At 69.7% G+C, this 24,169-nt stretch carries 19 protein-coding genes; 6 read left to right on the top strand and 13 right to left on the bottom strand.

The window, feature by feature from the left end; all coding sequences use genetic code 11:
• Positions 1–116: 116 nt before the first annotated feature.
• Positions 117–734 carry a hypothetical protein gene (locus MXD59_RS13245; RefSeq protein WP_248824960.1) on the top strand — a complete coding sequence of 206 codons (618 nt, stop codon included), beginning with the start codon at positions 117–119 and terminating at the stop codon, positions 732–734.
• A 134-nt stretch (positions 735–868) separates the two neighbouring features.
• On the opposite strand, the gene MXD59_RS13240 is transcribed toward MXD59_RS13245, so the two are convergent.
• Together MXD59_RS13240 and nifJ are read right to left on the bottom strand one after the other, a co-directional pair.
• The gene (locus tag MXD59_RS13240) at positions 869–1,447 is read right to left on the bottom strand and encodes a heme-binding beta-barrel domain-containing protein (protein ID WP_248824958.1); all 579 of its coding nucleotides are present in this window, start codon (positions 1,445–1,447) and stop codon (positions 869–871) included.
• Between the two features lie 157 nt (positions 1,448–1,604).
• Positions 1,605–5,162 (bottom strand): pyruvate:ferredoxin (flavodoxin) oxidoreductase, encoded by a 3,558-nt coding sequence (nifJ, locus tag MXD59_RS13235; RefSeq protein ID WP_248824955.1) that lies wholly within the window; start codon positions 5,160–5,162, stop codon positions 1,605–1,607.
• Between the two features lie 254 nt (positions 5,163–5,416).
• On the opposite strand from nifJ, the gene MXD59_RS13230 reads away from it, so the two are divergent.
• Together MXD59_RS13230 and MXD59_RS13225 are read left to right on the top strand one after the other, a co-directional pair.
• Complete coding sequence (locus tag MXD59_RS13230) at positions 5,417–7,507, top strand: NAD(+) synthase (protein WP_248824954.1); 2,091 nt, start codon at positions 5,417–5,419, stop codon at positions 7,505–7,507.
• 140 nt (positions 7,508–7,647) lie between these two features.
• Positions 7,648–8,847, top strand: coding sequence for a hypothetical protein (locus MXD59_RS13225; protein ID WP_248824952.1), 1,200 nt, complete (start codon positions 7,648–7,650; stop codon positions 8,845–8,847).
• Positions 8,848–8,866: 19 nt separating this feature from the next.
• Here MXD59_RS13225 and MXD59_RS13220 read toward each other — a convergent pair whose 3' ends face one another.
• Positions 8,867–9,481 carry a DUF4232 domain-containing protein gene (locus MXD59_RS13220; protein ID WP_248824950.1) on the bottom strand — a complete coding sequence of 205 codons (615 nt, stop codon included), beginning with the start codon at positions 9,479–9,481 and terminating at the stop codon, positions 8,867–8,869.
• A gap of 184 nt (positions 9,482–9,665) precedes the next feature.
• Between MXD59_RS13220 and MXD59_RS13215 the strand changes: the two genes are divergently transcribed.
• Positions 9,666–9,992, top strand: coding sequence for a DUF4286 family protein (locus tag MXD59_RS13215; protein WP_163548423.1), 327 nt, complete (start codon positions 9,666–9,668; stop codon positions 9,990–9,992).
• A 54-nt stretch (positions 9,993–10,046) separates the two neighbouring features.
• Here the strand turns inward: MXD59_RS13215 and MXD59_RS13210 are convergent, their stop codons facing one another.
• The 6 genes from MXD59_RS13210 to MXD59_RS13185 form a co-directional block, all read right to left on the bottom strand.
• Positions 10,047–10,610, bottom strand: a complete 564-nt coding sequence (locus MXD59_RS13210; protein WP_248824948.1) for a hypothetical protein — start codon at positions 10,608–10,610, stop codon at positions 10,047–10,049.
• A 34-nt stretch (positions 10,611–10,644) separates the two neighbouring features.
• Entirely contained in the window at positions 10,645–12,732 is a 2,088-nt protein-coding gene (locus MXD59_RS13205) for a hypothetical protein (protein WP_248824947.1), read from the bottom strand.
• Positions 12,725–13,636, bottom strand: coding sequence for a 5'-methylthioadenosine/S-adenosylhomocysteine nucleosidase family protein (locus MXD59_RS13200; RefSeq protein WP_248824945.1), 912 nt, complete (start codon positions 13,634–13,636; stop codon positions 12,725–12,727). The genes MXD59_RS13205 and MXD59_RS13200 overlap by 8 nt, the downstream gene beginning before the upstream one ends.
• A 423-nt stretch (positions 13,637–14,059) precedes the next feature.
• Positions 14,060–14,761 carry an NUDIX hydrolase gene (locus tag MXD59_RS13195; protein ID WP_283096832.1) on the bottom strand — a complete coding sequence of 234 codons (702 nt, stop codon included), beginning with the start codon at positions 14,759–14,761 and terminating at the stop codon, positions 14,060–14,062.
• Between the two features lie 140 nt (positions 14,762–14,901).
• Positions 14,902–15,684 carry an ABC transporter permease gene (locus MXD59_RS13190; protein ID WP_248824942.1) on the bottom strand — a complete coding sequence of 261 codons (783 nt, stop codon included), beginning with the start codon at positions 15,682–15,684 and terminating at the stop codon, positions 14,902–14,904.
• On the bottom strand, positions 15,681–16,697 hold the full coding sequence (locus tag MXD59_RS13185) for an ATP-binding cassette domain-containing protein (protein ID WP_248824941.1): 1,017 nt from the start codon (positions 16,695–16,697) through the stop codon (positions 15,681–15,683). The genes MXD59_RS13190 and MXD59_RS13185 overlap by 4 nt, the downstream gene beginning before the upstream one ends.
• Before the next feature lie 54 nt (positions 16,698–16,751).
• Here MXD59_RS13185 and MXD59_RS13180 point away from each other — a divergent pair, with 54 nt between their 5' ends.
• Positions 16,752–17,600 carry a TetR/AcrR family transcriptional regulator gene (locus MXD59_RS13180; protein WP_248824940.1) on the top strand — a complete coding sequence of 283 codons (849 nt, stop codon included), beginning with the start codon at positions 16,752–16,754 and terminating at the stop codon, positions 17,598–17,600.
• Positions 17,601–17,699: 99 nt separating this feature from the next.
• Positions 17,700–18,182, top strand: coding sequence for an SRPBCC family protein (locus tag MXD59_RS13175; RefSeq protein WP_248824939.1), 483 nt, complete (start codon positions 17,700–17,702; stop codon positions 18,180–18,182).
• 47 nt (positions 18,183–18,229) lie between these two features.
• On the opposite strand, the gene MXD59_RS13170 is transcribed toward MXD59_RS13175, so the two are convergent.
• The 4 genes from MXD59_RS13170 to MXD59_RS26420 form a co-directional block, all read right to left on the bottom strand.
• On the bottom strand, positions 18,230–19,717 hold the full coding sequence (locus MXD59_RS13170) for a flavin-containing monooxygenase (protein ID WP_248824938.1): 1,488 nt from the start codon (positions 19,715–19,717) through the stop codon (positions 18,230–18,232).
• 27 nt (positions 19,718–19,744) lie between these two features.
• Positions 19,745–20,551 carry a TylF/MycF/NovP-related O-methyltransferase gene (locus MXD59_RS13165; RefSeq protein ID WP_248824937.1) on the bottom strand — a complete coding sequence of 269 codons (807 nt, stop codon included), beginning with the start codon at positions 20,549–20,551 and terminating at the stop codon, positions 19,745–19,747.
• A 529-nt stretch (positions 20,552–21,080) separates the two neighbouring features.
• Positions 21,081–22,853: an SEL1-like repeat protein gene (locus MXD59_RS13160; RefSeq protein WP_248824936.1), complete on the bottom strand. Its 1,773-nt coding sequence runs from the start codon at positions 22,851–22,853 to the stop codon at positions 21,081–21,083.
• Between the two features lie 381 nt (positions 22,854–23,234).
• Positions 23,235–23,861, bottom strand: a complete 627-nt coding sequence (locus MXD59_RS26420) for an RHS repeat-associated core domain-containing protein (RefSeq protein ID WP_308301699.1) — start codon at positions 23,859–23,861, stop codon at positions 23,235–23,237.
• Positions 23,862–24,169: the final 308 nt, after the last annotated feature.

Below are 24,169 nucleotides of genomic sequence, written 5' to 3'. Positions count from 1 at the left end.
CCATCATCGTCCGCGCGAACCAGTACCCACACCAGTACTGGCACTGAGGTCCGCGGTCGCGCGCGGCGGCATCGTCGAGTCCGTCACCATCTCAACCAGATCGCAGGGAGACTCCGATGGACATCGTCGTACATCCGATCAGCGGAGCGTCACCGCCCCACGACGACGCCTGGGTCGACGCGGTGCTCGCCACCGTCCAGGGCAGCGCCGGCGCGCTGGTCAGCCGCGCGATGGGAATGCCCAGCCGGGAGACCGGTGTCCCCGGGCTGCTCATCACTATCTGGGACGGCGACGGCGCGGGCAGCACGGCGGCCGTCGAGGTCGGCGCGGGCCTGCGGATCGGGGCGGGCCGCCGCTACCGGATCACCGCCGGCGGCAGTGGGCTTGAGGTCGCGGGACCGCCGCGGTATGTGCAGTTCACCGAGTTCGCCGGGCCGCACGACCAGAGCTGGGTCGACGCGTTCACCGACAGTGGGCGCCGGCGCATCTGGCCGGCGATGCGCCCGGTGCCGGGCATCGTCGCCTGCCTCACCGCGGTGGCGGCGGACGGAGCCGCGCTCGCGCTGCCACTCGCCGAGAGCGTCGAGTCCCTCGAGGAGGCGCTGCGCCGCACCATGGCCGCGAGCCTGCTGCCCGACGAGGACCCGGCGCTGCTCACCGGCCCCGACCACGTCGACACCCACCGCCTCCTCCACGCCGAGATCCCCGCCGGCCTGCTGGGCCCGACGGGCTGATCCCGGCGGTCGCCCCCGGTGGGCATGGCCCCGCCCCGGTCGCGGAACGCGGTGGAAGCGACCGGGGCGAGCGAGGCGCGGGAGTCGAACGGGCGCTGAGCGGGGGCTGAACGGGTGTCAGCCGTCAGGTCGGCTCAGGCGTCGGCGGCGCGGCGCAGGACGTTGCGGTCGGTGTGGATGACGGGTTCGGTGACCCGGCCGTGGGTGATGACGGTCTTCTCGTCGTAGCCCCAGCTGCCGTCCGGGTAGAGGGTGATCGCCACCTCGTAGAGGGTGGTGTTCGCCGCCTTGATCAGGTAGGGGTTGGACAGGATGCCGTAGCTGGTGGAGCCCTGCTCGGCGCGCATCGTGTAGCTGGTCGCGTCGACGGTGGTCTCGCCGCCGGCGATCAGGGTCTGGCCGCGGGGGACCATGAACGAGCGCATGACGTGGCCGAGCTCGGCGTCCCACAGCCAGTAGCCGACCTCGGTGTGGAAGGGGTTCTCCTCCTCCACCGCGGTGCGCCAGGCGGCCATGCGGTAGTCGAGGCCGTACAGGTGCTGGGAGCCGTTGTCGACCGGGCCGAACGGCTTGAGGGTGATCTTCTCCCGGTACGGGGTGGTGATCATCGAACCTTCGACGTTACCGAAGGCGATGTCGATGCCCTGGTCGCCTTCCCATTCGCCGGCCAGGGCGGCAAGCGGGCCCCACTCGGAACCAACCAGACTGGTCAACGCCGAATCCTCCTCGTGACAGGTTGCTGTCGCTCAACGGTCGATACATAGGTACTACACGCAGATGTCGGGTAGGTGATCGGTGAAAAACCTCGCACCGGTGCCGGCGGCAGTCACCCGCCGCCGGCCCCGGTGCGGCCCCGCCACGGCGGATGGGTCAGTCCGGCGTGGCGGGCGTGCGGGGCGCGGCGGCCTCACGCTCGTAGACGGCCCACCGTTCGCGGATGTCGCGCTGGGCCTGTTCCGCGAGCTGAACGGCCGCCTCGGGGGCGGCGGCGGCGAGCCGGGTGAACCGGGTCTCGGTGGCGGCGAAGTCGGCGAAGTCCATCGACGGCTTGCGCGAGTCCAGGGAGAACGGGATCTCCTCACGCGGGTCGACCCGGTAGAGCGGCCAGTACCCGGACTTCACCGCGGCCTTCTGGTGCGACAGGCCGTCGGTCATGTCGATGCCGTGGGCGATGCAGTGCGAGTAGGCGACGATCAGCGACGGGCCGTCCCAGCTCGCGGCCTCGTTGAAGGCGCGCACCGTGTGCTTGTCGTTGGAGCCCAGCGCGACCTGCGCGACGTACACGTCGCCGTAGGCGGCGGCGAGCAGACCGAGGTCCTTCTTGCGGGTGCGCTTGCCGCCGCCGGCGAACTTCGCGACGGCGCCGCGCGGGGTCGACTTGGACGCCTGACCGCCGGTGTTCGAGTACACCTCGGTGTCCAGGACCAGGACGTTGATGTTGCGTCCGGAGGCGAGCACATGGTCGAGGCCACCGAAGCCGATGTCGTAGGCCCAGCCGTCACCACCGACGATCCAGACGGCCTTCTCGACGAGGTTGTCGACGAGCGGGTCGAGGCGACGGTCGTGCTCGGGGTGGGCGGCCAGGCGTCGGCGCAGCTCGGCGACCCGGGCGCGCTGGTGGGCGATGCCGGTGTCGCTGCTCTGGTCGGCGGCGAGCAGCTCGTCCACCAGGCTGTCGCCGACCAGGGGGGCGGCGATGCGCAGCAGGCGGCGGGCCTCGCGGGCGCGGGCGTCCAGGGCCAGGCGCATGCCGAGGCCGAACTCGGCGTTGTCCTCGAACAGTGAGTTCGCCCAGGCGGGGCCGCGGCCGGCCGCGTCCGCCGTCCACGGGGTGGTCGGCAGGTTGCCGCCGAAGATGGACGAGCATCCGGTGGCGTTGGCGATCAGGATGCGGTCACCGAACAGCTGGCTCATCAGTTTGAGGTAGGGCGACTCGCCGCAGCCCGAGCAGGCACCGGAGAACTCGAACAGCGGCTGGCGCAGCTGGGAGCCGCGCACGTCGTCGCCGGGGACCAGGGTCGGGTCGAAGGCGGGCAGGGTCTCCAGGAACTCCCAGCCGACGCGTTCCTCGGCCATCCGCGGCGCGGCGTCGACCATGTCGAGGGCGCGGTGCTCCTTGTTGGTCCTGTCGACCGCGGGGCAGACCTTGGCGCACAGGCTGCACCCGGTGCAGTCGTCCGGGGAGACCTGGACGGTGACCCGCAGACCGGCGAGGTCCTTCTCCTTCGGGGTGCGGGTCTTGAAGGTGGCGGGGGCGTCGGCGAGCAGCTCCGGGTCGAACGCGGACATCCGGATCGCGGCGTGCGGGCAGACCAGCGCGCACTTGCCGCAGTTGATGCACAGGTCCGCGTCCCAGATGGGCAGTTCGTGGGCGATGCCGCGCTTCTCGTAGCGGGCGGTGCCGACGGGGAAGGTGCCATCGACCGGCAGGGCGCTGACCGGCAGCAGTTCGCCCTCGCCGGCCATGATGCGGGCGGTGACCTCCTTGACGAACACCGGGGCGTCCGGGGCGAGGACCCGGATGGCGGCGACGCTGCCGAGGCCGCGTCCGGCGAGGGTGACCTCGGCGAGCGCGCCGAGGGAGGCGTCGACGGCGGCGTAGTTACGGGCCAGCACCTTCTCGCCGCGTTTGCCCTGGGCGATGCGGATCGCGTCCTTGACGGCGGCGACAGCGATCTCGGAACCGCTGGTGTCGGCCGCGGCGGGCAGCAGCCCGGACAGGCTCAGGTAGCAGGTCTGCAGGACGGGGCTGACGATGCCGGGCAGGCCCGCGTCGCGTGAGACGCGGTCGGCGTCGACGACGAACAGCCGCGCCCGCTTCTCGAGCAGGTGCCGCTGCGCGTTCGCCGGCAGGTGCTCCCACACCTCGTCCGGACCGTACGGGCTGTTGATCAGGACGGTGGCGCCGGGGGCGGCCACGGCCAGGACGTCGACCCGTTCGAGCAGGGAGAACTGGTGGCAGCCGACGTACTCGGCGTCGCGGATGAGCCAGGGGGCGTCGACCGGACGCGGGGACAGCCGCAGGTGCGAGACCGTCATCGAACCGGACTTCTTCGAGTCGAACACGAAGTAGGCCTGGCTGTGCAGCTCGGTGCGGCTGGCGACGATGTTGGCGCTGGCACGGGTGGCACCGACGGTGCCGTCGCTGCCCAGACCGTAGAAGACGGCCCGGCGGACGTCCGGCGCCTCGGCGAACTCGGTGATGCTCGCGGGGTCCACGGGCAGCGACAGGCCGGTGAGGTCGTCGGTGATGCCGACGGTGAGTTCGCGGCGGGGACGGGCGGCGGCGAGTTCGGTGAACACGGCCGCGGCCATCGCCGGGGTGAACTCCTTGGACGCCAGGCCGTAGCGGCAGCCGATCACCCGCGGCATGCTCTCCGGGCGTTCGGCGAGGGCGGCGAGCACATCCAGGCGCAGGGGCTCGCCGGCGGCACCGGGCTCCTTGGTGCGGTCGAGCACGGCGATGGTCGTCGCGGTGGCGGGCAGGCAGGCCAGGAACGCGGCGATGTCGAACGGCCGGTAGAGGCGGACCTGGACGAAGCCGACCTTCTCGCCGCGGGCGATCAGGCGGACCACCGCGTCGCGCACCGCGGTACGACCCGAACCCATGATCACGATGACCCGGTCGGCCTCGGGGTGGCCGTGGTACTCGAAGATCCGGTAGCGGCGGCCGGTCTTCTCGGCGAACTGGTCCATCGCGCGCTGCACGATGCCGGGGACGGCCGTGTAGTAGGCGTTGGCGGCCTCGCGGGCCTGGAAGAACGTGTCCGGGTCCTGGGTGGTGCCGCGGATGACCGGGTGGTCCGGGGACAGCGCGCGGGCGCGGTGCGCCTCGATCTGCTCGGCGCTCAGCAGCGAGAGCAGCGTCGCGTCGTCGATCTCGTCCACTTCGTTGAGCTCATGGGACGTGCGGAAACCGTCGAAGAAGTGCAGGAACGGGACGCGGGACTCCAGGGTCGCCGCGTGGGACACGGCGGCGAGGTCATGGGCCTCCTGCGGGGAGGCCGAGGACAGCATGGCGAAGCCGGTCGACCGGGCGGCCATCACGTCGCTGTGATCACCGAAGATGGACAGCGCGTGAGTGGCGATGGTGCGGGCGGCGACGTGCAGGACCATCGGCGTCAGCTCGCCGGCGATCTTGAACATGTTCGGCAGCATCAGCAGCAGTCCCTGCGAGGCTGTGAACGTCGTCGAGAGCGCACCGGCCTGCAACGCCCCGTGCACGGCGCCGGCGGCGCCACCCTCACTCTGCAGCTGCACCACTTCGGGCAGCGCGCCCCACAGGTTCGCCATTCCCTTGGCCGCCCAGGCGTCGGCGAGTTCCCCCATCGCCGACGCCGGGGTGATCGGGTAGATGGCGATCACCTCACTTGCCCGATAGGCCACCGATGTGGCGGCCTCGTTCCCATCGATCGTCTTCTGACCCATGCGTTCCAGGGTCGGTCGCCGACACCGTTGATCGCCCGGGACTTCCTTCCCCTGCGCCGGGCCCGAATGGCCCGTTATGTCGCATCTGTCAGCCTGCCCGGTCGTCCAGCCGGTCGTCCAGCCGGTCGTCCGGCCGCGCGGGCGGCGGGCACATCACCCCTGTTGGTGGACGTTCGGGCGGTGACCGGCCGGACGGGCTCGCGGATAGTGGAGGCTGGTCGCGGGACAGGGCAGCAGCGATGGGGGGCGGCGGGGTGCGGGAGTTCGGAGCGATCCATCGGCATGGGCTGGTGCGGGTCGCGGCGGCGACGCCGGTGGTGTCGGTCGCCGATCCGGCGCGCAACGCCGCGGCGACGATCGCGCTGGCGCGCCAGGCGGACGCCGACGGGGTGGACGTCGTCGTCTGCCCGGAGCTCGGACTGTCGTCGTACGCGGTCGGGGATCTGCACCTGCAGGACGCACTGCTGGGCGAGGTGGAACGGGCCGTCGACACGGTGTGCGAGGCGAGTGCCGAGCTCGGGCCGGTGCTGCTGGTGGGGGCGCCGCTGCGACGCGGCGGGCGGCTGTTCAACACGGCGCTGGTGATCTCGCGGGGGCGGCTGCTCGGGGTGGTGCCGAAGGTGTACCTGCCGAACTCGCGGGAGTACTACGAGAAGCGCTGGTTCGCCTCCGGCGCCGGCCAGGAGGGCCTCGAGATCACCGTGGCGGGGCGGATGGTGCCGTTCGGGCCGGATCTGGTCTTCGCCGCGCGGGACCTGAGCGACCTCGTGGTCGGGGTGGAGATCTGCGAGGACTACTGGGCGCCGGTGCCGCCGTCGTCGTACGCGGCGCTGGCGGGGGCGACGCTGCTGGCGAACCTGTCGGCGTCCAACATCGTGGTGGGCAAGGCGGCGGTGCGCGCGCAGCTGTCGGCGGCGCAGTCGACGCGGGCGATGGCGGCCTACGTCTACTCGGCGGCGGGGACCGGCGAGAGCACCACCGATCTTTCCTGGGACGGGCAGGGCACCATCCACGAACTCGGGGATCTGCTCGCCGCATCGGCGCGGTTCACCGACGGGCCGGGGCTCGTCGTCGCCGATGTGGACCTGGGCCGGGTCCGGTCGGAGCGGATGCGCACACCGACGTTCGCCGACGCGGCCCGCTACGCCGGGGAACCGGCGCGGCGTTTTCGCACCATCGGCTTCGACCATCACCCCCATGGACGGGATGTGGGGCTGCGCCGGCCGCAGCGGCGGTTTCCGTTCGTTCCGGACACCTCCGAACGCCTTGATCTCGACTGTTACGAGGCGTTCAACATTCAGGTGCACGGTCTGGCGCAGCGTTATCGCGCCGTCAGCGGTGGACGGGACGCCGTGGCCGCCGGGCGGGGTCGCGCGCGGATGGTGATCGGGGTGTCGGGTGGGCTGGATTCGACCCATGCGCTGATCGTCGCGGCGAAGGCATGCGACCTGCTGGGCATCGACCGCACGACGATTCTCGCGTACACGATGCCGGGTTTCGCCACCAGCGCCGGGACGAAGGCGAACGCGTGGGCGTTGATGCGGGCGCTCGGCGTCGAGGCGGCGGAGATCGACATTCGCCCGGCGGCCCGCCAGCTGCTCACCGACCTCGGGCATCCCGCCGCGGGCGGTGCGGCGCAGTACGACGTCACCTACGAGAACGTGCAGGCCGGGTTGCGCACCGACTATCTGTTCCGGCTCGCGAACCACCACGGCGGGTTCGTCGTCGGCACCGGGGATCTCAGCGAGCTGGCGCTGGGCTGGTGCACCTACGGGGTCGGCGACCAGATGAGCCACTACGCGGTGAACGCGGGCGTGCCGAAGACCCTGATCCAGTACCTCATACGCTGGACGGTCGGCTCCGGGCAGTTCGACGCGTCCACCGGCGCGCTGCTCACCGCGATCCTCGACACCGAGATCTCCCCCGAGCTCGTCCCCGCCGACGCCGAGACCGGTGCGATGCAGAGCACCCAGGACCGGATCGGCCCGTACGAACTGCACGACTTCTTTCTGTTTCACATTCTGCGGTACGGGCTGGTGCCGTCCAAGGTGCTGTTCCTGGCCTGGGCGGCGTGGCGGGACGCCGACGCGCCCGGCTGGCCGGCGGGATTTCCCGGCGACCAGCGGCACGCCTACGATCTGGCCACGATCGAACGGTGGCTGCGCGATTTCCTGGTGCGCTTCTTCGCCACGTCCCAGTTCAAACGCTCCGCGCTGCCGGACGGACCGAAGGTGAGTTTCGGCGGGTCGCTGTCGCCGCGCGGTGACTGGCGGGCGCCTTCGGATGCCAGCGCCGCCGCCTGGCTCGCCGAGCTTGACCGCGGCGGCCCAGAACAGTCCCGGTAGCACTCTTTCGGGTACCCCCAGGGCCGCGACATGGCGTTTTGCGCCCAGAACGCGGCGGCCCGCGCGCTTCGCCATGCCAGAGTGCCCCCGAAAGCAGTACAGCCAAAAGGCAGTACACGGATGATGGGGAGGCAGGCGCAGTGAGCAGACACCGCCAGCCCGTGACCGGGCGGCACCGGTCGCATCCCGCCCGCGCGACGCCGCGACGGCCCGGGCAGCACGCCCGACGGCCCACCCCGGCCTGGCAGCCGATGTCCGCGACGCGGCGGGCCCGCCGCGAGGCCGCCGTGGCCACCGGCGCGATCCTCACACTGCTGACCGCCGTTCTGCTCACCAGCAAACTCACCCCCCAGCTCGCGAGCGCCGCGGCGCAGCGTGGGCCGGGCTCCGGGTCGGCGGGCAAACAGGACGGTGGTCCCGCGACAGGCCTGGTCGCCCGCCCACCCACCGGCGGCTACGGGGACGGCGACCAGCCCCTGCCCCTGCTGATCGCCACGGCGGATGCCGGACCGATCGGCCAGGTCATCGCCCTGCCCACCACCATCTCGGCGCGTTTCACCACCGCCACCCATGGCCGTCCGCGTCCCATCGACCCATGGCTCCCCGCGGACACGACCTGGGACGGACCCGTGCCGGCGCTGCTCGCCCGGCCCGCCGCATCACCGCTGATCGAGCAGCGACCGCCCGCCACATCGGCATCGGCCGCGTCGGCATCGGCCTCGGTGGCCGCTCCCGCGCCGGCCGCACCGGCATCGGCGACATCCGCGGCATCGGCCGCATCCGCGCCCGTTCCAGCCTCAGCGACGTCCGGACGATCCGCTGACCTGGGCGCGACGTCCAGCACCGGCTCCCCCGCCAGTGCCTCGCCGACGCCGAGCGCGACGCCCTCGCGAGCCACCTCGTCCACCCCGACGCGGACGCCGACCTCCACACCACCGGCCTCCGCACCAGCCACGTCGGCACCAGCCACGTCGGCACCACCGGCGTCCGCACCGCCGGCCTCCGCACCAGCCACATCCGCGCCGCCGGCCCCCAGTTCGCCGCCGGTCACCGCGGTGACACCGGAGCCGTCGAGCCCGGCTCCGCAGCCCACCACGGCGCCGGCCACATCCGAGCCGAGCCCGGCTACCGAGCCGACTCCGGTCACCGAGCCGAGCCCGGTTACCGAGCCCACCCCGGAGACCGAGCCGAGCCCCGTGCCCGAGCCGACCCCTGCGCCTGAGCCTGAGCCGACCCCGGACGCCACAGCTCAGCCCTCGAACACGCAGGCCGCCGCCGACGGCGCCGAGGCGACCACCGCCAGCACCAGCGGCACCGACTCCGCCACCGCCGCGCCGTGACCGGCAGGGCATCGCGGCGCTAGCCGGGCTGTAGCGCCAGGAGGTAGGTGCCGGGGTGGGTGGCGCCGGACTGGTCGAGCAGCGGGCCGTCGTCCCAGGTCAGGGTGCTGGGGGTGGTGGTCTCCGGTGGGGTGATGAGGATGCGGGTCGCCTCGAAGGCGCCGGGAACGCCGGGGTCGGCGGGCAGGTAACGCAGGGCGGCGTGGGCGGTCCCGCCGGGGGCCAGGACGATCCGGGTGGGGCTGACCAGCGGGGAGCGCTCGAGGTCCCAGGCGGTGCCGTCCTGGGTGACCAGGCTCGCACCCGGATAGCCGCTGACGGCGCACCGCCGCGACGACCGGTTGGTCAGCACCACGGAACGCTCCCGCTGGTCACCCTCGAGCCGGGACGCCGGCCCCAGCGAGACCGTCAGATCAGTCGCCGCGCACCGGCCCACGCCAACATCCGCCGACGCCCCGCCCGCGGGCACCGCGACAGCGGCGGAGGACCTGGCGGCGGAGGACGCCGTCGCGGCGGTCTCGGACGCGCTGCCGCAGGCGGCCATGCCCAGGGTGGCGGCCAGCACCGCGACGGCGACGGGCAGCCGGGGCGCGCGGCGGGGCCGCGCCTGGTTACCGGGACGTCGACCTCGCACATTCGGACTGTAGGACCAGCGGGCGTCCCGGGCCATCGCGCTGCCCGTCGTAGCGGTGGCGCCCAGGGGCGAGACCTGGACATACTCGACACGCTGTGCTGTACGGCACAGTCGGCCGGTGTCATCCGACCGTCTGTGAGCCGACCCCGCACGAGATGAAGATCCACGAGCGACTGGAGTACCCATGGCCAAGGGCATCCTGCTGGTGCAGTCCCGTCCGATCAGTCCCGAGGCGGAGGCGGAGTACAACCGCTGGTACGACGAGGAGCACATCCCGGACGTCCTGAAGGTGCCCGGGATCGTCTCCGCCCGGCGTCTGCGCGCCCGCGACGCCGGACCGATCAGGGTGTCGGGCGAGGCGCAGCCGTACATCATCGTCTACGAGCTCGAGGCGGACGACCTGAACACCCCCATGGACGAGCTCGCCAAGCGGACCGCCGAAGGCAGCGTCACCCTCAGCGACACCATCGACCGCCCCTCGCTGACCACCGTCTACGAGCTGATCGACTGACTCGCCCACGCCCGGCATCTGGCAACCGGGGCAACAAGGCCACCGGCTCCGGCGTCATTCATCTGGACGGTGTCGGATCCGGCGGGCGTTGCGAACGATCTCCACTGCAAGAAGGACGGGCGCGGCGACCTCAACGATCGACGCGGCCAGCAGGGGCAGTTCCATCGACTCGGCGCTCCACCAGAACACGGTGAGTGCGCCGAGGCCGGTGCCACAGAACAACAGCAGATCGACGGCAAGCTGGCCGAGCTTGCGGCGGCGGCGTGTGGCTTCCAGACAGTGCGCTGTCTCCCAGCCCAGCGGTCCGGGCCGAACTCCTGCGGTGCCAAGCCGCGGACCGAGCACACGGCGCACGTAGTCGCCGATGGCAGAAACCTTCTGGTCGTTCACCAGATGAGTCCAGCCGAGCACCAGGCACGCAGGTGGAAGCAGGAGCAGGGCGGGAATCCGGGGCGTTCCCCCACCGAAAGCGAGCGCCACCACACCACCGCATACCGCCAACGTTGCGTAGATGAGATTGTCCCGGACACTTATCCGGCCGAGCTGCTCGGCCTTCAGATGCTCGTATTCGGCCAGGTCGATGTCGACGGCTTCAACTGTCGGCGGACGTCCGCTCATTCCTGCCCCATCGCCGGTTCTCCTCCTCGCGATCTCACTCGAACAGGTCGTGGGTCCAGCGTTCTCGACGTTCCAGGTCACGACGAATCCAGTCGGCACCTTCGGAGGCCACCGACTCGAGGATGCGCAGCGCGCCTTCGAGGCCCGAGTTGCGCAGCACCAGGTCTGCCAGGTCCTCATCCTGACCATCAAGATCGCCGTCCAGGTCATGCGAAGGTTCCCGTACCGAGACAATCTCCTCGCCGTTGAGCAGCCGGAGCGTGAACGAGACCGTACGCTGCCTCCCGCTGCGCATCGGCGTGCCCTTCACGTCCCGAACCCGTCGTACTCCGTTCTCGCGGACGCTCGCCGATGCCAACGCCTCGTAGCGGAAGAGGTTGCGGGTCTCGTTACTGATGTCTCCGGTCAGGAAGTCGAGCCTGGCGGTGGCCTCCCGAACTCCGCTGTAGCTGAGCAGAAAGACGCGGACCAGATAGGCGGTGTAGCGCGGCGGTCGACCCTTCTTGCGGACCTGTGCCGCGCCTTTGGCACCCTCGGTCATGACCACGTATGCCACCACATCGCGATCGGCGAGCCCGGCCCGCTCGATGGCGTCGTAGCGCACATGTGCCTTGTCCATGGCCAGCCAGCGGGCCATCTCCGCTTCGGTCGGACGGTCGGCGAGAGCTACCAGCCATTCCGCATGGCCCTTCTGTTCCTCGGCCAACAGCCGTCGTTCAGCGCTTTCGCGCAGCGCAAGGGCCCGCTGCCGCGCGGCAGTTCGCCGGCCCACGGAGACGACGCCTGCCTCACCGAGACCCATCAGCAGCGCCTCGAGAAGTTCTCCGGCTGCGGTAAGCGCCCCGAGGGTGACCGCAGTGCCAGCGAATCCCAGCCACAGCTGCCGACGGACCGTCGCTGGCACAGGTGCGTCCGGCGCCGTCGAACCGCGCGGTTGCCACGCGGGGCCGCCGGAGGCGGCCGCGCGCCGCGCGTACCAGTGGGCGAGCCATTTCATCGCGTCCGCGGGCCGCTGGGAGTTGCCATACTGGTCGACAAGGCGCTTTTTGAGATAGGCACGCACCTCGACGGTCTGCTCCGACCAGGTCCCGCGGCGATGCGGCCGGGCCTCGGCGAACTGCTCGTCCACGAGCCTGCACAGGTCCGCGACGAGCTCACTTGGCACCCAGTGTCCCGGGGACCGGGGATCCGGAAGCGTTCGATAGAGCTCCGCGTCGTGTTTCTCGGCATCCAGGACATGCTGGCGGGCCGTTTTTTCCACCCCCCAGGCCGTCAGCAGCCAACTGCTGCCGAGCAGGCCGACGAGCGCGGCCAGCGCGGCCCACCACAGATCGACGGCCACGAGTGCCCCTCCGGAGAGCAGCAATGCCAGGCCCCCGGCGGACAACCGCCGGTCAGGAGTGGCCACCTGCAACGGCGGCAAGGGGTAGAGCCTGGGCCCAAGCGGCTCCTGCTCGAAGAACTTCCAGACCCGTGCCAGCCGGCCTGCCCCCACCCGTGCGGCGAGCACCCGTTCGCGCGCTCCAGCTTCGAGCCGGTCCTTGGCCAGGCCGCTGGCGATCTGTGCGAGATTCTGCCGAATCTCCTCCTGCCGTTCGACCGGGAGGTCCTCGAGCGTTGCCAGATCCATCCACTCGCTGTCCCACTCCGGGTCCCCCGCGGCCTGGTCCTTTCTTTCTTCCTCTGCGGTGTATGGCAGGCAGCGCAGCAGTCCCATGACCACGTCGAGCGCGTCGCACCAGGGATCACGCTGCTTGGATGCGCAAAATTTCCAGGCCTTCCTCACCTCCGAGATCAGGTCACGGTCAATGTCGTATATCGACCGGCCACCGAGAATCGACAGAACATAGTAGTAGGCGCGTTCCGTTGTCGACGGCCGACCCCACATGAGGTCGTGCAGGATCTTCTCCGCCGGCCGCGGCGAGTCGGCAGCGAGATAGTTGACGGCGGCACGCTGCAGCTCGTCCGGCGATTCCGTACTGTAGTTGTACGTCGAGCTGTTATCCGAGTGGACCGAGCCGTAGTTCTGGCCGACCTGGTTCCCCACCCAGGATCCCGGAGGCGCCGTGTTGCTGTTCTGCGTGAACTGGGGCCCTTCCCGGCTCTCGTCGTCGTCAGGCACCGTCGGGCCGTCCCGACCGAGTCACGCGCATCTCGCCGTAGTTGACGTTGTTCTGCGCGCCCACCGATCCGTGGTTGTTGTTGGTGTTGTAGACGACTGCCGGAGCCGCCGGTGCGGGGCGTTTCGTCCGGTGGGTGCCTACTGCGCCGTCGGACTCTGCCCTGCTGTCCACCGCGGCCGCGAGTGCGGCGGCGAAGGCGGCGGCGTTCCCGGCGGCCAGACGCTGGCTTCCCCTGCCGTCGGTCGCGCTCTTGGTCCCGTCCGCCCGGTCGCTGATCGCCCGGATGGTCGCCATCGGCACCCGACCGTGCAGGTGGCTCGCATGCGCGAAACCCGCGCTCTCCATCTCGACCGCGACCGCGTCGTTGAAGTTCCGGTGGATCCGCTTCGCCTCCGCGGAGATCCTGGAATTCAGCACGACGTCGCCGGCGGCCACCGCCTCGAAGTGCACCGCGGGACCCGTCCCACCAACATCCTTCGGCAGGCCGGCGCGCCACGTGGGGTCACGCGGCAGTCGACGGGCCAGCTGCTCCACCTCGTGCGAGATGAGCCATGCGTTCGGCCGCACGAGGAACTCGGCGTCCTCGCTGCGCCCACCCTGATATCCATGGATCTTGGTGGCGACGACGACATCGCCGATCTCCAGCCAGTCCCGCAGGCCGCCGGCGATCCCCACGAACATGACCGCCGCCGGTGAGAACTCGGAGACCGCCCGCTCGGTCAGCGTTGCCGCGGCCGGGCCTCCCGTACCAGTGACGCTCAACGCGACCTGCCGGCCAGGGTAGGACGCCAGCTCTCCGACCTCGAAGATGGTGCCACCAGCGCAGCTGTGCTCCTCCACTCCCACCAGCAGATCCCGGACCGCTTCGTGTTCGACGTTCAACGCAGTCAGCAGGACAATCACGCAGGCCTCCTCATCGAGATGACAAAGGAAAGACAGCCTCGCCCAGCCTGATTTCAGGCAGGCGAAACAGCATGGAGATTCTTGACGGCCACGAAACCGATCCGAAGCATGCGACCACACGGCGTCATCGATAGATGAACCCGCCGACACCCAAGCTCACGTCAGTTCACCGCGGGGCGATGACGGAAGCAGAAGTACATCGCTTCACTACGGGCGCATCTTCCTCCTCGACGTGCCGAGGGAGTTTTTCACCACGAGCCTTTGCGAAGCTTGCTACCACGCAACAGGCCATAAAATCTCCGCAGATTCAGGGTCCCGCGGGCGAACGTGGCAACCTTACCCCATGCCCGATCAGACTACGTTCGTGTCATCCCGACATCAAGGGGTTTCCCGTTTTTTTACGGGGTGGCCGCGGCGCACTTGTCAGAAAGCAGCATCCGCCGGTCGCATCATCGGCGGCACCAGGGCGGTCGCGGGACCGCTGCGATAGAGCGCGGCCGGACGGCCGTTGCCCGTGGACCGCTTCCGTCCCGTCGGCACGAGGAAGTCAGGCGAGTCGGTCACCTTGCGGTGAAAGTTTGGTTTGTCCAGCTCAACGCCCCAGACAACCTCGTACACCTCGCGGAGGTCCGCGATGGTGAACTCGCGCTGGCAGAACGCTGGCGCGATCGCCCGGAACTGGAGGTCGTCGCGGGCAAGCTCCACAGCATCGGTCAGGATCTGGTTGTGGTCGAAGGCAAGCACCGTCCGCTGCGCGTCAGCGACCGGTAGCCAGCCTGCCGCACGGGCGTCCGAACCTGCCCGCGGAGACGGCAGGTTCGGGGCGATCGCCAGATAGGCGCAGGTCACCACACGCGGGGTACGGGGGTCCCGATCGGGTGCGGAGTAGGTGCCCACCTGTTGCAGGTGCAGCGATCCGGCGTCCAGGCCGGTCTCCTCGGCCAGTTCCCGAGCAGCCGTCTCATCCAGGCTTTCGCTTCCCCGCAGAAAACCCCCGGGCAGCGCCGGCCTGCCCACAAACGGCTCGTTGCCCCGCTCGACGGTGAGCACGCAAAGATCACCCGATCGAATCGTGAGAATCACCAGGTCCGCGGTGAGCGTGACCGTCGTACGGGGGCGGCTCATGGCGCCAGGTTACTGATCTGCTGCTACGCACGGCCCGGTATGCCGGCCCCCGGTTTATCGCCAGGAACCTCGCACACGCCACGAGCCTGCCGCGCGGAGCGCGGTCGGCGGTGGACGGGCAGGCGGTACGCCTGCGCTGGTCAGTGGGCGGTGCTGCGGCGGAAGAGACGGGTGGCGGTGAGCCAGGAGACCGCGAGGATGCCCACCGACCAGGCGAGGGCGATCAGGGCCTCGTGCGCGGTGGACGCGCCGGTGGAGGTGTGGCCCATCCACAGGCCGCGCATGGTCTCGATGATCGGGGTGAAGGGCTGGTTCTCGGCGAAGCCGCGGAGCACGCTCGGCATGGTGTCGGTGGGGACGAACGCCGTGCTCACATACGGCAGGAACATCAGGACGAAGGTGAACGAGTTCGCCGCCTCCGGGCCGCCGGCGAGCAGGCCGACCGCGGCGGCGAGCCAGGACAGCGCCAGGATGAACAGCACGATCAGCCCGAGCGCGCCGGCCCAGCGCCACACCGACGTCGTCGGTCGCCAGCCGATGCCCAGGCCCACGCCGATGACCAGGGCGGTCGCGAGCAGGTTGCGGGTGAGGCTCGCCGCGACCTGGCCGAGCAGGATCGCCGACGCCCGGATCGGCATCGAGCGGAACCTGTCCACGATGCCACCGGCCAGATCGGTGGCCAGGGCCACCGCTGTCGTCCCGGCGCCGAACCCGGCGCACAGCACGATCAGCCCGGGCACCACGTAGTCGACGTACGGGCCGTGATCGCGCAGCGCACCGCCGAACACGTAGACGAACAGCAGCATCAGGATGATCGGCAGCATCAGCGCGGTGAAGAACGCCTCCGGGTCCCGCCAGGACCGGCGCAGGCAACGGCCGACCATGATCCGGGAGTCGACGATGTCGTAGGTGAGGCTGCTCATCGGGCGAGCTCCGATCGGGTGGCGCTACGGGGAGCCGGGGTGGCCCCGGCGCTGTCAGCGGTGTCGGTGAGGGCGAGGAAGACGTCGTCGAGACTGGGGCGGTGGGTCGACACCCTGGGTGATCCGGCGGCGGTGCTGCCGCCGGTGGCGACCAGCAGGTCGAGCAGGTCGCGCAGTCGGGCGCTGGAGCCGTCCGTGGGGATGTCGATGCGCAGCGCACCGTCGTCCGCCGCCTCGATCGTGAACCCGGTGCCGCCGGCGCTCGGGGTGAGCGCGGCCAGGGCACTCTGGTAGGCGCGGGCGTCGGGGAAGCGCAGGCGGACGATCTCGGTGCCGAGGCTGGACTTGAGCTCGTCAGGGGTGCCGCGGGCGACGATGCGGCCGGCGGTGAGCATGCCGACGGTGTCGGCGAGCTGGTCGGCTTCCTCGAGGTACTGGGTGGTCAGCAGGATCGTGACGTCCTGGGCGGCGAGGTGGCGCACGGTACCCCAGAGCTGTTCACGGCTGCGCGGGTCGAGGCCGGTCGTCGGCTCGTCCAGGAACAGCAGCTCCGGGCGGCGGATCATGCTGGCGGCGAGGTCGAGGCGGCGGCGCATTCCGCCGGAGTAGGTCTTCACCCGGCGGTCCCGCGCGTCGGTCAGGTCGAACTCGGCGAGCAGTTCGGCGGCGCGGGCCCGGGCGGCGCGCCGGCCCAGGTGCAGCAGACCGGCCATCATCTCCAGGTTCTCCCGGCCGGTCAGGACGTCGTCGACCGCGGCGTACTGGCCGGTGAGGCTGATCGCGCCCTTGACGCCGACCGGGTCGGTCAGCAGGTCGTGGCCGGCGACGGTGGCGCGCCCGGAGTCGGGACGCATCAGCGTGGCCAGGATCCGGACCAGCGTCGTCTTGCCCGCACCGTTCGGGCCGAGCAGGCCGAACACCGAACCCCGCTCGAGCGCGAGGTCGACGCCGTCGAGCACCACCTGTGCGCCGAAGGACTTGCGGATCCCCTCCGCAACAACTGTGTATGACATACACGGCAATGTATATGACGTACACAGTAGCCGTCCAGCCGTATCCTCGCTGACGTGGACGGGACCCGTAGGCCCAGCGAGGCGCCCCCCGCGGCCCCTCGGCCGCTGCCGCCGGGGATCGACCTGCTGTGGGGGCGTCGCGCCCGGGGCGGACGCGGCCCGCGTCCGGGCCTGTCGGTGGACGCGATCGTCACCGCCGCCATCGAGCTTGCCGACGCCGAGGGGCTCGAGGCCGTGTCGATGGCCCGGGTCGCGAAGGCCCTCGGCTTCACGACGATGTCGCTCTACCGGTACGTGGCCAGCAAGGACGAACTGCTCACCCTGATGTGGAACGCCAGCGCCGTCGGCGTCGAGTCACTGACGTTGGACGGGGCGACCTGGCGGGAGAAGCTGCGTGCCTGGGCCCTGCTCCAACGGGACATGATCGACCGCCACGCCTGGATCACACAGATGCCGATGGCCGCGCCGCCGCTCGCGCCGAACTCGATGACGTTCGTCGAGCTCGGCCTCGCCAGCCTCGACGACACCGGCCTGCCCGGCGCCGAGAAGCTCCGGATGATCGGCCTGCTCAGCTCCTACACCCTCAGCGAGGCCCGGATGGCCAACGACGCCGCCCGCGCCGCCGCAGCCGCCATGGCCGCCGCCGCGGAGATGGGCGAGACGCCGACAGCCTCACCCGGGTGGACGTTCGAGACGCTGCTGCGCGAACTGGTGGACGAGCGGACCTACCCGCGGCTGCACGCGATCGCCTGGTCCGGCGAGATCGGCGGCGACCCGAGCGGTTTCGACGAACGGGCGGAGTTCCTTCTCGGCGTCGACACCATCCTCGACGGCGTCGCCGTCCTCATCGACCGTTATCGCGGCGCCTCCGATGACGGCCAGGAAACAGCCTCAGCGCGGTGAGGCCAGCATTCTGGCATATGTCATCGCCTCCCGCGTGAGTTCTCGCAGCCTGGCAAGGCTCTTAAAACAGCATCACTGTTGAAATCACAGGAGGCTGAGATGGTAGAAGAACCCGGGCTCACACCGCCCTTTGACCGGCTACCTTTCATCGACGAACACATGTCCCACGTGTCGGCGCCGGCCGAGGCGGTCTGGGCGGTGCTGACCCGGACCGTCCAGACCCGTCTGCGCATCAGGGCACCGATGGCCCGGCTGCTTGGTTCGGAGCCGTCCCGGGCCAGTGGAACGCTGCCCGAACCGGGGTCCGCCGTTCCCGGCTGGACCGTCGCCGACGCGGTCGCGGGTCACCGGCTGGTACTCACCGGGCGGCACCGGTTCTCGCGCTACGCCCTGATCTTCGTGCTGGAGGACGCGCCCGGCGGCAGCACCCTGCGGGTCAGGACACTCGCCGAGTTCCCCGGGCCGGGCGGCCGGATCTACCGGACGTTGGTGATCGGCTCGGGCGGCCACCGCCGGGTGGTGGGCGGGCTGGTGCGCTCGCTGGCCGCGAAGGCGGCGAGCCCGTCCGCCGCTGGTCGCTGACGTCTCGCGCCGGAGCCGGCGGGCCGCGGCAGGCCGACGGAACGCGGTCAGGACATACGCAGCTCGTTGTTCTCGATGGGCTGGTGGCGCAGCAGGCGGACGTCACCGAGATAGTCGGTGGACGTTCGCCACGGGGCGCGGTCGCCCTGGCGGGGTAGCGCGGGCACAACCCGCGTCAGGTAGCCGGCGGCCAGGTCCAGGAAGGGGCGGGTGGTCAGCGGCGGGTCGCCGACCTCGGGGCGGGCGGTGGTGTGGCCGTGGGCGTCCATGTGGGTGAGCAGGCGGGACAGGTACTCGCCGGACAGGCCGATCCTGAGGGTCCACGACGCGTGCGTGTAGCCGACCAGGTAGGCGAGGTTCGGGACGCCGGAGAGCAGCAGACCCTTGTAGACGACCGTGTCCGCCAGGTTCACGGGGGTGTCATCCACGGTGACGCGCACATCGCCGAGGGCCTCGACGTTCAGGCCGGTCGCCGTGACGATGATGTCCGCCGCCAGACGCTCACCGGAGGCGAGCAGCAGCCCGTCCTCGGTGAACGTGGCGATGGTGTCGGTGCGGACCGAGGCGGTGCCGCGGCTGATCGCGGCGAACAGGTCGCCGCCGGGGGCGAGGCACAGGCGCTGGTCCCAAGGACCATAGGGCGGGTTGAAATGGAGGTCGACCGGATAGCCGGCGGGCAGGCGACGGGCGGTGCACCGGCGGATGAACCAGCGGGCCACGGCCGGGAAACGCTGGCAGAACAGCCACAGCGCCTGCTGCCGCAGCAGGTAGAGGGTGCGGGCGACCGTATGCGCGCGCCGATCGCCGAAGGCACGCCGCAGTGCGGCGACCACCCTGTCGCGGGCCGGGATGGCCAGGATGTAGGACGGGGTGCGCTGCAGCATGGTCACGTGTGCGGCGGTGTCGGCGAGCGCCGGGACGAGCGTGACCGCCGTGGCGCCGCTGCCGATCACCACCACCCGTTTTCCGGCGTGGTCGAGATCGGCCGGCCAGTGCTGCGGGTGGACGATCCGCCCACGGAACTTCTCGCTGCCCTCGAAGTAGGGCGTGTGCCCCTCGTCGTAGCGGAAATAGCCGGTGGCGCAGACCAGCCAGGCGCAGGTCAGCGTTCGGCGCTCACCGGTGCCGGAGTCGGCTGTCTCCACCGTCCAGCGCGATCGCGCGGAGGACCAGGCCGCGCCGAGCACCCGGGTGCGCAGCCGGATGGCCCGGTCGAGACCGAGGTCGGCCGCGGTGGCCCGCAGGTAGGCGAGGATCTCCGCGCCGTCGGCGAGCCGGGCCTCGCCCCGCCACGGGGCGAACGCGTAGCCGAACGTGTGCATGTCGGTGTCGGCACGCACCCCCGGATACCGGAACAGATCCCAGGTGCCGCCGAGGGTGTCACGCGCCTCCAGGATCGCGATACGCCGCCCCGAATGATCCCGCCGTAGATGATAGGCCGCGCCGAGGCCGGAAACCCCCGCCCCGACAATCAGCACATCGAGATGTTCCGGTGCCTGGCTCGGTTTTGTCGCCCCGTCCGTTTCCACGCCCACCGCGCGGACCCTACCGGGCGGTGGACGTCACCGGGTGGGGACGATGCCGATCGCGCCACCTTCCGGGCCAAGGCGGTTGAGCAGCAACGGGAGGGCGTGTTCGGCCACGTATTCGTCGACGGCCAGCTGGGCGCCTTTCCACCAGCCGTAGTCGTCGACGATGAGGACGCCGCTGGGGGTCGTGCGCGGGTAGAGATGCTCCATCTCGTGGCGGGTCGACTCATACCAGTCGGTATCCAGCCGCAGCAGGGCGATCCGCTCCGGCGCGTGCTCGGGAACGGTGTCCTCCACCTTTCCCTGGACGAAATGCACCCGCTCGGGTGGATAACCGATCCGGGCGACGTTCTCCCGCACCTGGTCGAGGGAGACGACGCACCAGGCCGAAGCGGCCTGGTCACGATCGGAACGGGCAAGCAGACCGGCGGCGGTCTGCCCGTCGGGCGCGACATCGAGATCGGTCGGCGCGGACATACCCTCGAAGGTGTCAAACAGGTAGAGCCGCCGTGAGGTGTCGCCGAGCTGCAGCAGCGTGCGCGCCGCCGCCATCGTCGAACCGCCCGCCCACACCCCGCATTCGACGATGTCGCCGGGAATCCGGTTCCGCACGACATACCGGATGCCCTGGATGAGCCCGAAGACCTTCGCCTGGTCGGTGAGCGTGAACGGTGCCGACTCGCGGATCGTCGCGAGCGCCTCGGCATCCATCCCCGCCGGCGCCTCCCAGCCCGGTCTACGCGTCACCTCGAACCCGGCGCGTCCCGCCGCCCGCCGCAGGCCGTCCTTGATGACCCGCCTGTTCACCAGCTTCCTGCTCACGAACTGCCTGGTGGCCATGCCTGCCTCCCCGTCCGGCAACCCGGCGACGCCGCCTGCCGGTCGCATCACACCCCGGTGGTGCCGGTTCCTGATATCGCTACATTCACGCTCCTGGGTAAGCAGGCTCTCACGTGGAGCGCACAGTTCGATCGTGCAAAGGCAGCGAGTCGCTGCTGAGAGCCAACCTGGCGCACCTCTCCACCCCAGCGGCGCCGAGTCCACCGCCGACCAGGTTCGGGCCGATCTACGCCGATACCAGGCCAGGAGCCGCCGCCTCGCCCGCGAGAACACCGAGTTTCGGCGCGCCCTCGATCTGCCCCATGCCACCACGACACCAACTGCCGGCAACCGGCCTGCCCACGGCAGTGGAGTAGCTGGATGCGGGCACACGATCCGGGACGGCAGGCGGCGACCAGTACCAGGGCTCCGGCATGCTCGTGTTCTGAACGTGCCCGAGCTACTGGCTGTTGCGAAAGCCCAACGCCGGGAACCGGCCGAGGTCCTGCACGCCCAGTCCACCCGCCGACGGGAAACTTCAGGGCGCCCCTCACCACCAGGGATCTGAGAGTCGTCCATCTGGGTCGAGTCCGAACTGCAGCAACTTCTCCCAGCGTGGATCCTTGTGGCGGATCTCCGCCAGTTCCCTGAGCGCCCTCGTGTCGCCCGCGTCTGTGGCTAGGAATGCCAGCCGTTCGGCATCGTCGGGGTCTCCTCTTTCCTCTCGAAGCGTTGCGAGAGGCCATAGAATGCTGGTATCGCCGGATTCGGCGGCCTGGCGGGCGATGTTCTCGGCTTCGTCGGGGTCTCCGGATTCCTCGCGTAGGCGCGCAGGATCCCAGATAGCGTCAAGGTTTCCAGCGTCTTTGGCCTGATGGTTGTACTGTTCCGCGCCAGCCAGGTCTCCTTGCTTTTCGAGCATCCAGGCGAGGCTTCTCATCGCCTCGGAATTTCCGGCTTTTCCTGCCAGAAGATAGAGTTCCTTGGCGCTGGCATAGTTGTCGGCGAGTTCGCGCATCCGGGCCAGGTGCCACGAGGGATCGGAATCTCCAGATTCGGCGGCCTGGCGGGCGATTGTTTCGGCTCCGTCGGGGTCTCCGGCTTTCTCTCGTATGCGCGAAAGATCAAAGGAGGTGTAAGGATCTCCCGCATCTCCGGCCTGCCGGTACAGGGGTTCTGCTCCATCGAGATCACTGGCATCCTCTCGGAAGATTGCCAGTTCCCGCATGACAGCCGAGTTGCCGGAACGTAGCGCCTGACGGGCGAACTGTTCGGCGCCAGCGCGATCGTCGGCCTTTTCCCGTAGGCGTGCGAGGCCCCAGAGAGCGTACGTATGGCCGGTGTCCAGAGCCCGCCGATATAGCCGCTCGGCGTTCTCGTCATCCCCGGCACTTTCCCGCATCCAGGCCAGTGAGGACAACGGTCCGACATCGCCGGAGTCGGCGGCCCGCTGGGCGACTTGTTCGGCTCCGTCGGGGTCTCCGGTTTCTTCGTGTAGACGCGCCACCTCCCAGAGAGCGTCCTCGTCGCCGGCGTCCGCGGCCTGGAGGTAGAGGTTTTTCGCGCCGTCGACGTCGCCGGCCTTCTCGCGAAGTTCGGCAAGGTGGCTCAACGCTTGGGGGCTCCCTGCCGTCGCGGCCTCGAGGTAGAGATTTTTCGCGCCGTCGAGATCCCCGGCCTCCTCGCGAAGCTGCGCCAGGTCCCACCGTGCCTCGGCTCTGCCGGCATTCCCCGCCCGCCGGTAAAGCTGATCAGCGTGCCGTAGCCTCAGGCGGCTCGCAGCGGATCGGCCTATGGCATGTAGATCTTCGGCAGTCTGGGCGTGACGGCTGACCGCTTCCCAGAACCCTGCGGGTGGAACATAGTAGCAACGAGCACGGAGGATTTTTTCGTCAGGACGGTCGCCCGCGTGGTAACTGGTGGTTGAGGTTGAGGGTGCGGGAACCAGCGCCGGGGCATGGCTGTCTGGTTGCTGATCCGCATGCTCGTAAATCGCCCCGGAAACAGCTTTGATCAACTGATGGTCGTCGCCGACCTGAAACTCGTCGGCCAGAAGAGCGGCGGCGGTGTCCGCAAGCAGAGCAATGGGTATTGGACTGCTATGGCCGAGGCGACGGAGGTCCAGCGTCGCGATAAGTGCCGCGTGTTGCGCCAAACCCTCCCGGCGCAGGATCGAGTCCTTCTCCTCGCGCGACGCGTTCTCGTACTCCGCGATGATCCGCTGCTGTTCCGCGCTGCTGAACACGCGCCACGACGGCAGTGGCGCCGGATCGCGCCGCGGCGCGGAGGACCCAGCCGAACTCGACTGCGACTCTGGCTCCATGCACACAAAAATCTCCGATCACGACCCTGTAGCCAACGTACACCGAGCAGACGTCTCACCCAAGACGGCCCCAGGGGTGGGGTGAGCTCGACCGGAGGCCCTGGGTGCAGCTCCGGAAGGATGGCATGGTGGGCGTGCATTCTCGACCAGTATCGCGAATGCACGCCCACCGAAAACCCTGGTCGAGCTACCGACCCCTGGCGTCCCCCTGCCTTATTCTGTCAATAATTGTGATCACGATTGCCGCGGAGATCGGAAATACAAGAATCAGCAGCCAGGCACTGATTCTAATTCCTACCACAACCAGCAAAACGGCCAGAATTATGCAGCTCAGGTGGACGGGAGATCTAAGTATTTGACGTAGAATTTGAGATGCAGTCATCATGGCCTCCAGTATCTCCGGCGAGTTACCATCCTTCGAAGAATCCGGGAAGCACTACCCCTAAATCGTAGTCCCGCCGAGGCCCGCTGGACCACCCTTCCGACGTAAACCCCACCGGAGTTTGAGGCGGCACCCACCCCCGCTGCCGAAGCATATCCGCCCCGCGTGTGCCTACCGGCACCTACTCGATAAGATGCCGCGCCTCCCGCGGCACCAATTCCGGCCGCAATAGCGTATCCTGCCACTGCGCCGGCGCACACCCCTGCCGTCGCGGCAATACAAACGGTACCCGCCACAAAGGCTGCGCCCGCTATAGCAACCTGGGCTGCCTCTCTCCAATGGCGCGTCACTCGACGAACAGTTTTCTTCCACCATTTTCTACCGTTGAGGTCGAAGGTGTTGTGGGGGTCCTGGTGGGCGCAGTCGTAGGGATTGTCGGAGCTGCCGGCTTCGGGGTCGGTCTGGAGGAAGCGGCCCAGTGACGGGTCGTAGAGGCGGACGCCCATGAGCGTGAGACCGGCCAGGCCGAGATCCGCCGCCTCGCCCGCGAGAACACCGAGCTGCGACGCACCCTCGACCTCCTGCGCGCCACCGGCGCACCACCCGCCGGCAACCGGCCCGCCCACGGCGACCGCGGCAACTGGATGTCCACGGTCCGTGACCGTGCTGTCCGTCCACTGCGAGCGGGATCCTCGCCCATGTGTGACGATAGGAGTCGTGGAGTCAGCTGGGACGCTGTCGGGAATGCCATCGGCATGACCAGCCGGGAAGCGGAGGAAAAATTCCGCCCGGATCTGGATCAGTAGCAGCGGTTGATCCGATGCCGGCCGGCGAGGGGGATCTGCCGGTGATCGTTCGACCGCTCGCGGACATTGTTGCGCACCGGTCGTGGGTGCGGTTCCTTGCTTTCACCGCCGGTGGCCGCATGCTGATC

Source organism: Frankia umida, from assembly GCF_023242945.1.
Lineage (GTDB): Bacteria > Actinomycetota > Actinomycetes > Frankiales > Frankiaceae > Frankia > Frankia umida.
This window is presented reverse-complemented; position numbering and strand designations above follow the sequence as displayed.